At 39.6% G+C, this 15804-nt stretch carries 8 protein-coding genes; 7 read left to right on the forward strand and 1 reads right to left on the reverse strand.

Going from position 1 to position 15804, the window contains the following annotated elements; all coding sequences use genetic code 11:
• Positions 1-37 precede the first annotated feature (37 nt).
• The 5 genes from MWU84_RS08555 to MWU84_RS08575 all read left to right on the forward strand — a co-directional run bounded on the left by MWU84_RS08555 (position 38) and on the right by MWU84_RS08575 (position 6547).
• Positions 38-1528 (forward strand): amino acid permease, encoded by a 1491-nt coding sequence (locus MWU84_RS08555; RefSeq protein ID WP_246900626.1) that lies wholly within the window; start codon positions 38-40, stop codon positions 1526-1528.
• A gap of 235 nt (positions 1529-1763) precedes the next feature.
• Complete coding sequence (locus MWU84_RS08560; RefSeq protein ID WP_246900629.1) at positions 1764-3140, forward strand: glutamine synthetase family protein; 1377 nt, start codon at positions 1764-1766, stop codon at positions 3138-3140.
• Positions 3141-3146: 6 nt separating this feature from the next.
• Positions 3147-4532, forward strand: a complete 1386-nt coding sequence (locus tag MWU84_RS08565) for an aldehyde dehydrogenase family protein (protein ID WP_246900631.1) — start codon at positions 3147-3149, stop codon at positions 4530-4532.
• 42 nt (positions 4533-4574) lie between these two features.
• Entirely contained in the window at positions 4575-5747 is a 1173-nt protein-coding gene (locus MWU84_RS08570; RefSeq protein WP_246900633.1) for an iron-containing alcohol dehydrogenase, read from the forward strand.
• Positions 5748-5749: 2 nt separating this feature from the next.
• Positions 5750-6547 carry a type 1 glutamine amidotransferase gene (locus tag MWU84_RS08575; RefSeq protein WP_246900635.1) on the forward strand — a complete coding sequence of 266 codons (798 nt, stop codon included), beginning with the start codon at positions 5750-5752 and terminating at the stop codon, positions 6545-6547.
• Between the two features lie 105 nt (positions 6548-6652).
• Here the strand turns inward: MWU84_RS08575 and MWU84_RS08580 are convergent, their stop codons facing one another.
• Positions 6653-8914 carry a GH92 family glycosyl hydrolase gene (locus MWU84_RS08580; RefSeq protein ID WP_246900637.1) on the reverse strand — a complete coding sequence of 754 codons (2262 nt, stop codon included), beginning with the start codon at positions 8912-8914 and terminating at the stop codon, positions 6653-6655.
• Between the two features lie 503 nt (positions 8915-9417).
• Between MWU84_RS08580 and MWU84_RS08585 the strand changes: the two genes are divergently transcribed.
• Positions 9418-11964, forward strand: coding sequence for a phosphoenolpyruvate carboxylase (locus tag MWU84_RS08585; RefSeq protein ID WP_246900639.1), 2547 nt, complete (start codon positions 9418-9420; stop codon positions 11962-11964).
• A gap of 595 nt (positions 11965-12559) precedes the next feature.
• Complete coding sequence (locus MWU84_RS08590) at positions 12560-15598, forward strand: PAS domain S-box protein (protein ID WP_246900641.1); 3039 nt, start codon at positions 12560-12562, stop codon at positions 15596-15598.
• The last annotated feature ends 206 nt before the right edge of the window (positions 15599-15804 follow it).

Here is a 15804-nt window from a genome sequence, read left to right on the forward strand (position 1 = left end):
GTCAACAATTAATCAAACCAAAACTAAGAAAATTGATATGGGCAAAGGCGTGAAGTACAAGAAAATGGACAAATCCTATTTTGAATCCAGGGAACTCAAACGGCACGCCGGTGTTTGGTCCTTATGGGCCTTGGGTGTTGGAGCGGTGATTTCCGGACATTTTTCCGGATGGAACTTAGGATTGGCTTCCGGAGGATGGGGAGGAATGTTTGTCGCTACTTGTATTGTAGCCATTATGTATGTTGGACTTACCCAAAGTGTCGCTGAAATGTCTCCCGCCCTGCCGCATACTGGCGGAGCATATTCTTTTGCAAGGTCGGCCATGGGACCCTGGGGCGGATTCTTCACTGGCTTGGTAGAAAACTTGGAATTTATACTTACTCCTGCCGTTATTGTTTTTTTTCTAAGTAATTATATGCAGGGCATCTTTGAAACGGCACCGGAGATGTTGCCTTTTTGGTGGTTCGGATTTTATACCATATTTACAGTTTTGAATATAGTAGGTGTGGAACTCTCTTTCAAATTTACGGTAGCACTCACCTTATTGGCTTTAGGATGTTTGGGCATATTTTGGGTATCTTCTATTGGAAGTGCCGATTTTATGACTTATGCCTTGGATATTAAGGCTGGAGCGGATGGGAGTGCTGAACATTTGGAGGGAGGGGGCGGTTCCCTTTTTCCAATGGGATGGGAAGGAGCGCTCAAAGCAATGCCCTTTGCGGTTTGGTTGTTTTTGGCCATTGAACAGCTGCCCTTGGCGGCGGAGGAATCCATGGATCCAAAGAAAGATATGCCCAAGGGTTTGACCTATGGTATTATCACCTTGATTATTTCGGCCTTTTTAATTCTTTGGCTCAATGCCTCCATACCTTTAGGGTCATACGCCCTTTCCCAATCTGGGGAACCCTTATTGGACGGCTTTAAGGTGCTCTACGGAGATAATATTGCCAAGCTTCTGGCCTTGGTAGCTTCCATTGGGCTGTTGGCATCTTTCCATACCATTATTTTTGCTTTTGGAAGGCAGATTTATTCATTGTCCAGGGCAGGGTATTTTCCGGTGTTACTTTCATTGACACATAGCAAAAGAAAAACGCCCTACACAGCCTTGATTCTTGGTTCTCTCATTGGATTTACGGTTTTAATGGTTACCAAGTTTTTGGCCGGGAATGAAAGTGAGGTATTTATTGGAGGCGCCTTGCTCAATATTGCTGTTTTTAGTGCCATGTTATCGTATATTCTACAATGTGGTTCCTTTTTGTTATTACGCAAGAATAAGCCGGATCTGGTAAGACCATATATTAGCCCTTTTGGGAAACCAGGTGCTTGGGCCACTATTTTTCTGGCCAGTGTAATCATCTATTTTCAACTACAGGATCAATCTTATAGAACTGCCGTTTTTATATCCATAGGGTATCTAATTATCGGGTTGGTATACTTTGGGGTTCAAGGGAGACACCGATTGATACTCTCGCCTGAGGAAGAATTTGCCTTGGAGCACGAAGCACAGAAAGCAATGGTAAAAAACTAAATTATACAGCTCTAGCTAGGTATTATTCAATAATTTTATGGAGCATTTTTATGAAGGGATGGCAATAATGTAAACAGGGATATGTGACCGTTAATATATTTTCAACTATATCTAAGGCATATCACTAAATATTGGAATAAGGATAACCGAATCAATTAAAAAAGCTGAAAAATGTAATCTTAAATGTCCATGACAGGGGACTTATAGGTTAATAGTTCACAATAAAAATAAACAGATGAAAAAGGAAGCACCAAAAATGACCATAGAATCGGTTAGAAGTTATATAAACGAACATCAAATTGAAAATATTAAGTTGGCCGTGGTGGATGTCGATGGTGTTCTCCGCGGGAAATATGTAAATTCAAAAAAATTTCTATCTGCTTTGGATAAAGGTTTTGGGTTTTGTAGTGTCATCTTTGGTTGGGATTCCAATGATGTTCTATATAACAACGATTCCTTTACTGGCTGGGCAGATGGTTTTACCGATGCAAACGCTACGATAGATGCATCCAGTATGCGTATGTTGCCCACGGAGGATTTTAAGTCCGTTATTTTTTTGGTAGATTTTTCAGAGAGCAGTGCAGCAAGTGTTTGTCCAAGATCTATTCTGCGGAAAACCTTGGAGAGATTGGGAAACTTGGGGCTTAAGGCAAGTGCTTCTTTTGAGTTCGAATTTTTCCTTTTTAATGAATCCCCTAAATCTGTTCGCGATAAGAATTACCATAATTTGGAACCAATGACGCCAGGTAACTTTGGGTATTCCATATTGCGCAGTTCTACCCATGCCAGTTTTTATCACGAAATAATGGAACTCTCCAGGGAGATGGGCATGCCCCTTGAAGGTTTGCATACAGAGACTGGTGCAGGGGTGCTCGAAGGGGCCCTTGAGTACTCTGAAGCCTTAAGGGCAGCCGATAATGGAGCTTTGTTTAAAAATTTTATTAAAGTTTGGGCGCAACAAAACAATTTAATGGCCTGCTTTATGGCCAAGTGGTCTTCCGATTATCCGGGGCAATCCGGTCATATTCATATTTCATTGCAAAATAAGGACGGTTCCTCTGCATTCTTCGATAAAAATAAATCCGAAGGCATGTCCGATGTGATGCGATGGTTTATTGGAGGGCAACAAAAACTAATGCCTGAATTTTTGGCTATGGTAGCCTCTACATGCAACAGCTATACGAGACTCATTCCGGGTTTTTGGGCACCCACTGCGGCTTCCTGGGGCGTAGACAATAGAACCTGTGCCCTCAGGGCCATTCCAGGATCCGAAAAATCGCAAAGAGTGGAATATAGGGTATCCGCAGCTGACATTAATCCCCATTTGGCACTGGCAGCCGCTATTGGTTCCGGGATATGGGGAATAGAGAATAAAATTGAACCTACAAAAGGGGTAGATGGAAACGCTTACGATGTAGACTTTTCCCAGGAACTGCAGTTGCCCAGGACCTTGTCCCAAGCTGCCGAAAAATTCAAGAACTCGAAAATTGCACGGGACCTGTTTGGTGATATATTTGTGGATCATTATGCTTATACCCGACTATGGGAAGATCAACAACAACTGGGAGCTATAACAGACTGGCAATTAAAACGTTACTTCGAAATAATATAAAAGAAAATGATAAATACAATAACACCTATAGACGGCACTATTTATTATTCTGCCGAAGAGCACGGTCCAAAGGATATTGAACAGGCCTTAAATTTGGCTGAAAATGCATTTCCGATTTGGTCCGATCTTTCCATTGTCGAACGTGCGGAATACATAACAGCATTCGTTGAAGCCATTGTTGAGGATAAGAATGATATCGCCCTCGAAATAACCTGGCAAATGGGGAGGCCCGTGGGTCAATCCCCCGGAGAGATAAAGGGTTTTGCAGACCGTGCCCATTATATGATAGGAATAGCGGAAGAGGCTTTGGGCGACTATAAAGTTGTAGATGCCGAGAATCCGGATAAAAGATGGGTAGAGCGTGTTCCAATCGGTGTGGTTAGTGTGCTGAGTCCTTGGAACTATCCATTCTTGACCTCTGTAAATGCTATTGTTCCAGCTTTAATGGCGGGCAACGTAGTTGTTTTAAAGCATTCGTTCCAGACACCATTGGTGGCGGAACGTTATGCCAAGGCAGCAACCAAGGCTGGACTGCCAAAAGGAGTATTTCAGATACTGCAGCTGAACCATAAAAATACCGCCCAGTTAATTGCCGATTCCAGAATAGACGGAGTGTACTTTACAGGCTCCGTACAAGGTGGAGTAGCCGTTCAGAATTCCTTGACAAACAAATTTATACCCTGTGGTTTGGAATTGGGAGGAAAGGATCCTGCCTATGTCATGGCCGATGCCCATTTGGAAAATAGTGTAGAAAATTTGGTGGATGGGGCTTTTTTTAACAGTGGGCAGTCCTGTTGTGGTATTGAAAGGATTTATGTTCATGAAACGCTTTACGACAGGTTTGTTGATGGATTTGTAGCTCTTACCAAGCAATACAAATTAGGGAATCCTTTGGATGCCGAAACCAATTTGGGACCAATGGTAAAGACAGATGCGGCCAATTATGTCAGAAAACAAATAGAGCAGGCCCTGGGTAAAGGGGCAAAATCCTTGGTGGCCGAATCTTTGTTTGCAGCATCCAAAAAAGATACGCCTTATTTATCTCCGCATGTACTGGTCAATGTGGATCACAGTATGGAGGTAATGACCGAGGAGAGTTTTGGACCCGTAGTTGGGATTATGAAGGTGAAGAATGATGAGGAGGCATTAAGTTTAATGAATGATTCCCAATATGGACTTACCGCTTCCCTTTGGGCAAACGATATGGATAGGGCTATTGATCTGGGGAGGAAAATTGAGACCGGTACCGTTTTTATGAACCGTTGCGATTATTTGGATCCTGCACTGGCTTGGACGGGCGTTAAAAATTCCGGCAAGGGCGTTACATTGTCAAAAATGGGATACGACCATGTTACCCGGGTAAAATCATTCAATTTTCGAAAAGGGAAGTAAAAAATTTTAGATCAGTTTATAAAATTTAAAAAATAAGAATTAATGCAATTAGCAAATACAAATTGGAATTATCCTACCACCATCTGGTTTGGAAATGGTAGAATAAACGAAATATCGCAGGCATGCAAAAAATTGGGAATCAACAACCCTTTATTTGTTACCGATGAAGGCTTGGTAAAACTGGATATTGTTGAAAATACCGTAAACATTCTAAAAAGGGATGGGTTGAGTTTCACGTTATACAGTGATGTACAGGGAAATCCAACCGAAAAAAATGTGATGGACGGGGTGGCCCATTATTTGAAAAACAAGCATGATGGAGTCATTGCCTTTGGAGGTGGTTCCGCCATTGATGCAGCCAAGACTATAGCCTTTATGTCCGGCCAAACAAGGTCCCTTTGGGATTTTGAAGATGTGGGCGATAACTGGAGTTATGCAGATCCTGCCGGAATTGCTCCAATAATTGCAGTCCCTACCACGGCTGGTACTGGTTCCGAAGTGGGAAGGGCTTCAGTGATATTGGATGAAAAACTGCATACCAAGAAAATCATTTTTCACCCCAAAATGTTACCGGCAATCGTGATATCGGATCCTGAACTTACTTTGGGCCTGCCACCACATATTACGGCTTGGACAGGGGTAGATGCTATGGTGCATGCCATTGAGGCCTATTGTGCTCCAGGGTACCACCCTATGGCCGACGGTATTGCCATTGAAGCTATCCGAATTATTGTCAAGTTTTTGCCAATAGCAGTTAAGGACGGAAAAAATTTGGAAGCCAGGGGACAAATGTTGGTAGCAGCATCCATGGGCGCAACCGCCTTTCAAAAAGGATTGGGCTCCGTGCATTCCGTTGCCCATCAATTGGGAGCATTGTACAATAAACAGCATGGCCTGCTCAATGCCATAATATTGCCTTATGCCCTTAAACAGAATAAGGCGGCTATTGAGGATAGAATGGTGCATTTAAGCAAAGTTCTTGGACTGGAAAAGGAAGGTGCCGATGCTTTTATCGATTATATAATTGGCCTTAGAAAAACTTTGAATATTCCGCATACGCTTAAGGAAATTGACATTAATGGGGACAATGCCAGGGAGATCGGGGAAATGGCCTATAAGGACCCATCAACGCCTTCCAATGCAAAACCTGTTAATGCAAAAGATTTGGAGCAACTTTTTAGGGCCGCGGTGTCTGGAGATATAAACGGACTATAAGCGTGAAATTATTAATAGTAGAAGGTAATAACGAACAGACACGTCTGCAGCGGGGAGCTGCTGGGATTAAACCCTATCATCTGACGTTTCAGGAAATGCTAAGGGTTTTGGTCCCTAAGGCTAAGACCGATTTTGCTTTTCCTGCAGATGGTACAGGCGGATTGCCAACAGTTGCGGAATTGAAGCGGTATGATGGTGTTTTATGGACAGGGAGTTCTTTAAGTGTCCTTGATGATATTCCGGATGTTCTTGGGCAACTTAATTTTGCCGATGGGATTTTTGAAAGCGGCGTGCCGTTCTACGGCAGCTGTTGGGGGATGCAGGTGGCCACAGTAGTGGCTGGGGGAAAGGTGGCATTAAGTCCTAATGGATTGGAGTTTGGGATATCCAAGCCTATAGAAGTAACTGCTTCTGGAAAGGAAAGCCCTTTTTTTAAACATCGAAAAACGCCATTTACTGCCCTGTGTATTCATTATGACGAGGTGGCAGAAGCACCTGAAAATGCTATTATTTTGGCCAGCAACGCACATTCCAAGGTGCAGGGCATGACTTTTGACTATAAGAATGGATCATTTTTTGGGGTACAATACCATCCTGAATTCAATACCTCGGAAATGGCTTTGATAGCTTCATTTTTATCTGAAAAATTAGTCAAAAGCACTGCTTTTGATTCCTCGAAAGAAGTTCAGGATTTTTGTTCGCAATTGAGGGAGCAAAAAGGCCTTCCGTTAGAAATAAGCGATTACCATCTCCATACCCAAGAAATAATGGCTTGGTTAAGACATATATCTGGAGAATAAAAGACATAATTAATAAAATATATAGAGGATGGTTTTAAAATGTGGAAACCATCCTCTTTGTACTTTTTGGAATATTTAAAAATTTAAATAAGGCTACTTCCGTTTCTAATTGTTTTTGAAGGCAGTTGGGTTTGGACTGTTTCCCATTTCAAATTCGAGGACATTACCGTTCATTATTTGGGTATAGGTAATAAAGGGTTCCTCTACCACCTTTCCATCCAAAGTAAGCGATTGAATGTATTTGTTGGTTTCAGAAAGGTTGTTGGCAATTATTTTAAAGGATTTTGGTACTCCATCCTTGAGTAATCTGAGGGTGAATTCGGGAAATTGTGGTGCTCCAATGGCAAAAATTTCGGTTCCGGGGGTGACTGGATAAAATCCCATAACTCCAAAAACATACCAGGCCGACATTTGTCCGCAATCATCGTTTCCGTTGATTCCCAGAGGATGATTCCTATAATTTATGGTTGAGGTATGCTTACGTATAAGCTCTTGGGTTTTCCAGGGTTGCCCGGCATAGTTAAATAGGTAGGCATAGTGATGCCCAGGTTCGTTATCGTGCCTGTAGTGCTGCCCATCAAAGTTTTCATTTAATTTGGCAGCAAACTTTTCCTTTCCGCCAAAGAGTTCAATGCTTCCTTCAATATCGTGCATGGCGCCGAATAAATAGGTCCATCTACCTCCTTCGGTAAAACCTTCTTGTTCATTTTTGTCCCAATCCCCATTGTACAATCGGGCGTTTAAGAATCCCGTTTCCTTGTTGTAGAGGTTTTTGTAATTCTTGCTCCATCCCATTAATCGCTCATAGTCTTCCATTTTTCCCAGGTCCTTGGCCATTTGGGCAATACTATAATCATCAATTCCAAACTCGATAGTTCTAGTAACGGATTCCCTAGTTTTATCCGCAGCTACATATCCTAAGGAATGATAATAGGTGAGTCCGCCCCTGGCCTCATATAAGGTACCTTCATCCCTATCTCCCCAAGCCTTTTCTGTGTCTCTGTAAGGCGGGTGCATTGCATTTTTTCTAACAGCTTCGTAAGCTAGATTCAGGTCGTAATCCCTAAAGCCCTTTATATAAGCATCTGCAATTACGGCATCGGCATGGGTGCCAGTCATGATATTGGTATAGGTGGGATTAGGCCATTTTGGCAACCAGCCTCCTTCCTGGTACATCTGCAATAATGACTGAACCATGGGGCTTACCCTTTCGGGATGTGTAAAATGTAATAGGGGATGCAGAGCCCTAAAAGTATCCCAAAGGGAGTAGTCGTTATAAGAAACCCCTTCATGGACCTTGTCATCGAACGGACTGTAGTAGCGTCCGTACTCGGAAAACTCTCTAGGGAACAACATGGTGTGGAATAAGGCGGTATAGAAAATACTTTTTTGATCTTCGGTAGCCCCATTAACGGTTATTCTTGATAGATTTTCCTGCCAAATGTCCTTGGTGTTTTTCACTACTGCGTTAAAGTCCCAATCCGGTATTTCCTTGGATAAATTTTCTCGGGCCTGTTCCAAACTTATAAAGGAAGTGGCAATTTTAACCTTGACCTTTTCGTTTTTTTCTGTTTTAAAACTGATATATCCACCCATTCTTGCGCCGGTCTGTTCTCTGCCCATTTCAATAATGTCCGGTTCGGTTCTAAAAGAATTCCATGTTCCAAAACGTTCAAAGGATTTGTCGAATTGAATTATAAAGTAGCCCTTAAAGTTTTTAAGCTCAGGTCCCAAATGGGAAGACATGCGTTCTGGGTTATACCCCGTAATCTCCTTTTTATTTTCATCAATATTGATATAACCGTGAAAAGCCTTCTTGTTTTCGGTAATATTGATCCCCTGGATAATGATATGGGATTCATCCGATTTTGGAAAGGTAAATTGAAAGATGCCACAGCGAGAGGCAGCTGCTATTTCTCCTTTTATTTTTTGTCCCTTATTGCCCATGGAAACACTGTAGTAATTCGGTTTTGATATCTCCTCTTTATGGTTAAAGGGAAGGGCCCTGTCTTTGGGGAGAAGCTTTAGTTTACCCAGCTGAGGCATAACGGATACGTAACCATAATCGCCCATCCATACCGTGGGTTGATGTGTTGCCATAAAACCTTGAATGGTATTGTCCTCATAAACGTATGGCATTTCACTTATCTTGTTCTCACGTGTCTGGGCTACAAAATTGGTCATAGCAAATGGGGTTCCCACACAGGGCATAGTACCGCCACCGTCCCTGCCTTCCATAAAACCGGCAGATGGTGTGCCAATAAGTGGGTTTACGTAATCAACTTCAATTTTATTTTGGGCAGGTAAAATTGTGGTCCATAATATTAATGGAAGGAGGGTGTACAATAATTTCTTATTTGTTTTCATGTAGTTGATCAATAAGCTTAAACTTTTAGGGAATCATAAAAGATAATGGGAGAAGGTCCTTATCAAAAAAACAATAAAATATTGATAATGGGAAAGATAGGGTGATATTTATATATGCAAAGGTTTGCATAAATCCCATTATGGAAATAATTGAAGACGTATTTATAGGTCAAGGAAATCTTAAATAATTTTTTTTGTGACAAAATAGGTGTTAACTAGCCCAAACTAAAAAGAGCCTTGCCAGTCCGACAAAGCTCTTTTACGAGAACACTATATGAAAATGAAAAAATTACTTTTTTTTATTACACTGTAAATGTACCTTGTTAGCTTCCGCTATGGAAATTTTTGTTGTGAAGTCTGTTGATTATGAGGTGTCCCCAATAAATTTTGATGTTTGGCACATAATTCCTCTTTCAAATCTAAAAATATGCCGATATTTAAGGTTTGAAATTCATGTTCCTATTTTTATAGGGGATGTTTATGTAGAATGTAATTAGAGAAGTATGCTTCAATCAGAGAGATTAGACGAATTTAAAAAATCGGTCCAGAACAAGTTTAATATATACAATAGCTTGTTCCTCAATTTACCGTACCAAAATATTGAAAATGTAGGAATGCTCATTCCTCTACTACTGCATCAGTCCGAAAAGGGATTGAAATCAGGGAAGAATCCGCAGGAAATTTTGGATGCTTTTTTTCAAAACTACGCCAATATAGATTCGGAAAAGGATAGGATAGATTTTATGTTCAGGATTATTCAGTATGTAGAAAGACAGGTGGTATTGTATGACAGTGTTGAGGATGCTGCTTTCCCAAAGCTTCAGAAACACAGTAGTTCCCTGACTATTGGGGATTATTTTCAGTTGGTGGACAAAAATAAAAGTTGGGACCAAATATCGGAAAAACTGTCTACATTCAGTGCCCGTATTGTTTTAACGGCACACCCCACACAGTTTTATACTCCGGCAGTCTTGGATATCATAAGTAATTTACGGAGTCTAATTTTAGAAAACAAAATCAATGACATTGATCTGGTGCTTCAGCAATTGGGGCTAACCTCTTTGATCAATGCCAAAAAGCCCACTCCTTTGGATGAGGCAAAAAACATAATTTATATTCTAAGAAATGTGTATTATGATGCTGTTGGGGAATTATATGCCTATATCAAGGATAATATTGGCAATATGGATTTCAACAATCACAATATCATGAAATTAGGGTTCTGGCCCGGAGGGGATAGGGATGGGAACCCTTTTGTTACATCCAATATTACCAAGGATGTTGCTGATGAGTTGCGAATTACCTTAATGAAATGTTACTATCACGATGTAAAAAATTTGCAACAAAAATTGACCTTTAGGGATCTTCAAGATGTGATTTCCAATTTAAGGGGGCGCTTGTACAATACTATGTTCGATGCTAGCAAGATACTGCGCTACGACGAAATTATTGAACCCCTTCTGGAAATTAGGTCGGTGCTGGTTGAAAAATACCACAAGCTTTACCTAAAGGATTTGGACCAACTTATAGATAAGGTAAAAATTTTTAGGACACATTTTGCCACCTTGGATATTAGGCAAGACCATAGTGTACACACACAAGTGGTTGAAGCTATTCTAAAGGCGAATGGATTTGTTTCAGAAAATATTGGGGAATTGGATAAACAGGAATTAATAGATATTCTACTCCATAAGGACATCGATCTACAAGTGCAGAACTATGACGAGGATATAGTAAAGGAAACCATACAGAATATTCTACAATTAAGGGGTATTCAGGAGAAAAATGGCGAAGAGGGATGTAACCGTTATGTTATAAGTAATTCCGAGGATGTTTTTTCCGTGCTTTTTGTGTATGGTCTTTTTAGATGGTGCGGTTGGGAATCTGATAAGATAACCTTCGATATTATTCCGTTGTTCGAAACCATGAAAGGAATGGAAAGTTCTGAAAATACGATGAATGAACTGTTTGACATTCCGGAGTATATAAAACATGTGGGCCAACGCCAGAATAAGCAGACCATAATGTTAGGGTTTTCAGATGGTACCAAGGACGGTGGATATGTAAAAGCGAATTGGGAAATATTCAAAACCAAGGAGAAACTTTCCGCTGTATGTGATCAGAATGATATTAAGGCTATATTTTTTGATGGTCGTGGAGGACCACCGGCACGTGGAGGAGGAAAAACCCATAGGTTTTACGCTGCACAAACGAAAGATATTGCCAATAATGAAATTCAATTAACCATTCAGGGGCAGACCATAACCAGTACTTATGGGACTAAGGAGCAGTTTATCCACAATTCTGAGCAATTATTGACAGCAGGCCTTTCCAATAATTTGTTTGGAAAAGAGAATGTTATTTCAAAGGAATCAAGAGAACTAATGGAAGCCTTGTCGGATCTAAGTTTCGAGAAATACGATGCTTTAAAACAACATGACAAGTTTATTGCTTATTTGGAAAACAAGAGTACCCTAAAATATTACCAAAAGGCAAATATTGGAAGTAGGCCAGGAAAAAGGGGGCATAAGAAAAAACTGGAGCTCACGGATTTAAGAGCTATTTCATTTGTAGGTTCTTGGAGTCAGCTTAAACAGAATGTCCCAGGCTATTTTGGTATCGGAACTGCTATTAAGATTTTAAAGGATCAAGGAAAATTGGACGATTTGAAAAATCTATTCAAAGAAGTTCCGTTGTTTAAAGCGCTGATGCTCAATAGTATGATGTCCCTTGCCAAGTGTTATTTTGAACTTACCAGTTATATGAAGGATGATAAGGAATATGGTGATTTCTGGAACATTCTATATGAGGAATATTTGCTTTCCAAAGAAATGTTATTACTTATTTCAGATTCCAAGGTTTTGATGGAGAAAGAGTCGGTTTCGCGTGAATCGGTTAAAATTAGGGAAAATATTGTATTGCCCTTATTGGTCATTCAACAGTTTGCCCTCCAGCAAATGAGCAGGGATACAGAATATAAGGAGCTATATGAAAAAATAGTAATTAGGTCCTTATATGGAAATATTAATGCGAGTAGGAATTCCGCATAAATAAGATTCTAAAGGACAATTGGAAATATAAAGGGGACATTTAAGGGTTGTTTATGAAGGTGTTCCATATTTTGGGAATGTTCACTTTTATACAAAATTTTCTTTTGTGCCCTATAAGTATCTTTATGGTCTTTAAGCTATAAGAAATATTGGCTTTAGGTTGATCCAATTGATTATTTGACCATTTTTATGAAGTGCTTTATATTTCATTTTTAGTAAGCTCAATATAAGATAGTTGGAAGCGTAATTGCAGAAAATTCATTAAATTGATTAAAATTTTAGGTAAAATATAAGTTTTCAGTTTTGAAATCGTTTTTATTTTACGGTTCTTTCGGTTATGTTTAACCGTACAATGCTTGTGGCCATAATATATTGGGGCGACAGCAATACGTAAATATGTTACGACTTCAAGGTATTCCCCCCTCTCCTTCATAGTTGCGATTTGATAGGGAACGAATGGCATGTACAAGACCATGTAATATTTGTTCAAGTTAAGATGAAATAAGTTTGTAAGTCTTTCACGCTAAAGTTCAATGTAATTTTATCGTGTAGAGAATGTTTAATGATGTTTATACTTTAATTTGGGGAGGTCTTTATGCCGAGAAACAATAATACTGTGTTGCAAAATGCATTTGACGATCTACTGAAAAAAGAACGTAATTTTTTCAGTTTTTCCGAGGAAAGTTTAATGGACGGCTTATGGTTTTGGAACATAAATAATCCAGAAGCTGGTGGTATAAGTAATAAACTATCCCAATTTCTCGGCTTTTCCCCAAAGACGGGGCAGGACCCTATTACAATCGATTTTTTGTCCTTGGTTCATAGTGATGATATAATGATCATGCAAGATGCCTGTCAAAAGCATATCACCAATAAAGCCACTTTCCCATTTAACGTAGAAGTAAGAATAAATCACCAAAAGGGGCATTCCTTGTGGTTCAATCTTAGGGGGAATATGGTATCCGAGAACTCGGGAGACGGTCAAGGTCTTATGGGAATGGCCGTCTGTATACATAAGTATAAAGAAAGGGAAAGGCAGTTAAGAGTTGAGAAGGAATACTTTAAGAATGTTGTAAAAGGTGCCAATCTAGGGATTTGGGAAGGCAATCTTATTTCTGGTAGTGTGGTATGTAATGATAAGTGGGCTGACATTATTGGTTATACCTTGGATGAATTGGATCCATTGACTTACGATACTTTTTTGAGCCTTGTTCATCCAGAAGATGTTGACCAAATAAACAGAACCCTTGAAAAACATGTTAAGGAGAAAGGAATTTATGAGATAGAATTTAGAATGCTCCATAAAATGGGGCATTTGGTGTGGGTCTTAAGTCGTGGAGAGATCACCCGGTATGGTGCAAACGACCTTCCTGAAATTGTGTCCGGAATTCATTATGATATAACCGATCGTAAAGTCAATGAAATATTGTTGAAGAAGTATAAAGATCTTCTTGAACGCTCAAGTGAAACTGCAAAAATTGGATATTGTGAAGTTGATCTAAAGGAAAATAATATTTTTTGGAGTAAAGTTAATAGGCAAATACACGAGGTGTCAGAAGATTATAGGCCAACATTGGAAGCTGGTATAGATTTTTATTTGCAGGGTGAAAGTCGTGAACGCATAAAAACAGTTGTTTCACAGGCTATGGAAAACCCCATGGAATTTGATGAACAATTGCAATTAAAAACGCAGAACGGAAAGGTTAAATGGGTCAGGGTTATAGGTGTTTCAGAGCACCGGGGCAACGAGTGTGCAAAGTTGTACGGACTTATACAGGATATTGATCAAATTAAAAAAGTTCAGCTAGAAATCAGGATTCGGGAGGAGCAGTTTAGACAGACCTTTAACCATGCGGTTATGGGTATGGCGCTGATAGATGGTGAAAATAAACTGTTAAGAGCAAACAAGAGTTTTTGCAATATTTTTGGCTACAGTGAGGCTGAATTACAATCTTTGGATCTTGCTAATATTGCCCATGAGGAGGACTTAAAGTTAAACAGATCGCTTATTGAGGAATTATTTCAAGGCAAGCATAAATATATTAATTTGGAGCACAGGTTCCACCATAAAAATGGTTCCATAATTTGGGCCAACATATCTATGTCCGCCATACATAATGATCAAGGGAATATCATTCATTTTGTATCCCAGGTTCAGGATGTAACCGAGCGTAAGAAAAATGAACTTTTATTGGCCCATAATGCAGATATTATACGGCGTATCAATGATGCTGTACGCATTGGAATCTGGGAGCTGGATTTTATAACCAATACTGTTCATTGGAGTCCTACCATAAAGAAAATGGTGGGTGTTCCAGAAGATTACATCCCGACCTTAGAGGAGGTTTATCTATATTTTAATGAAGGGCAACATCGGGCTACAATAAAAGAAGTTATAGCGACTGCCATTGAAAAGGGTGAAGGATTTGATATTGAACTTCAAGTGGTGACTACGAGCCAAAGGGTGTTTTGGTCCAGAACGATTGGAATTCCGGAAATGGTGGATGGAGTCTGTACCCGACTTTACGGTTTTTTCCAGGACATAGACGAGAAGACAAAGGCAACAAAAGAGTTGGCGATCAAGGAAGAGGAGTATAGAAGGTCTTTTAAACATGCGGCCATAGGAATGTTGGTTATTGATTTGAAGGGAAGATTACGGGCAGCAAATCCCAGAATTTGTGAAATACTAGGGTATGCAGAGAAGGAAATTGTAAAAAAAACAATTTTTGATTTGGCTCATCCAGAGGATATAGATAGGCTTGAGGGCATGTTGGAGGAAATACAAAGTGGGGAAAAAGGGTCGTTTAAGTTGGAAAAACGTTGCGTGCACAAAAGTGGTGGCCATGTATGGGTAAATGCGGCCATAGCAGCAGTTAAAAACGATGAGGGTCAGTTTACCCATCTTGTGGCTCAGATTCAGGATATTTCTGACAAGAAGCAATTGACAGAGAATCTTACGGAACATAATAACCGCCTAATAAATTTTGCGCATATCGTATCGCATAATTTAAGATCCCATACCAGTAATATTTCCATGCTTTTGGATTTGGCATTACAGGATGATCCCAAAATAATTGAGAATGAATACTACCGCAATATTAAGGTGGTTTCGGATAATATGAACGAAACCATCTACCAGTTAAATGAGATTGTTGAGATAAATTCAAAAGTCAGTTCTACCCTGAGCTCCCAAAATTTATTAAAAAATGTTCAGAAGGCTTTAAAGACGATTGATCACTTTGTAAAGAAAAACAATGCAAAAATTCAATTAGAGGTAGAATCTACTATTAATGTTCTGGCCGTACATGCCTATTTGGAAAGTATTATCCTTAATTTAATTACGAACGCTATTAAATATCGATCTCCCGATAGGAGGGTGGAGCTAGAAATAAGCAGTGGGATTAAGGGCCAATACGCTTATTTAAGTGTTGCCGACAATGGCCTTGGGATTGATTTGAAGCGATATGGTTCCAAGCTATTTGGAATGTATAAAACTTTTCACAATCACCCTGAATCAAGGGGTATAGGGCTTTTTATCAGTAAAAACCAAATTGAGACCATGGGCGGTAAAATTGAGGTTGAAAGTGAGGTAAATGTGGGGACAAAGTTTACTACTTATTTTAGGGTTATTTAACAGGGATTAATTGCTTCGGAAAAAGTCTGCAGTACTTTTGGCCAAATTAAAAAAGACTTTCTTTTTTGTAATAACAATTTGTTATTAGTTGTAAGATTGAATAATGAAGAAATATTCATTATATTAGAAACCAATTTATTCTATAGGGTAAAAAGATTGTCTTGTTTTTGCCATAAGGATAAGAGGACAACATAAATTTTATAGTG

Source organism: Arenibacter sp. F20364 (assembly GCF_023015905.1).
Lineage (GTDB): Bacteria > Bacteroidota > Bacteroidia > Flavobacteriales > Flavobacteriaceae > Arenibacter.

Coding starts and splice junctions, on each gene's coding strand:
- MWU84_RS08555 (WP_246900626.1), top strand. CDS start 38: ATGGGCAAAGGCGTGAAGTACAAGAAAATGGACAAATCCTATTTTGAA.
- MWU84_RS08560 (WP_246900629.1), top strand. CDS start 1,764: ATGAAAAAGGAAGCACCAAAAATGACCATAGAATCGGTTAGAAGTTAT.
- MWU84_RS08565 (WP_246900631.1), top strand. CDS start 3,147: ATGATAAATACAATAACACCTATAGACGGCACTATTTATTATTCTGCC.
- MWU84_RS08570 (WP_246900633.1), top strand. CDS start 4,575: ATGCAATTAGCAAATACAAATTGGAATTATCCTACCACCATCTGGTTT.
- MWU84_RS08580 (WP_246900637.1), bottom strand. CDS start 8,914: ATGAAAACAAATAAGAAATTATTGTACACCCTCCTTCCATTAATATTA.
- MWU84_RS08585 (WP_246900639.1), top strand. CDS start 9,418: ATGCTTCAATCAGAGAGATTAGACGAATTTAAAAAATCGGTCCAGAAC.
- MWU84_RS08590 (WP_246900641.1), top strand. CDS start 12,560: ATGCCGAGAAACAATAATACTGTGTTGCAAAATGCATTTGACGATCTA.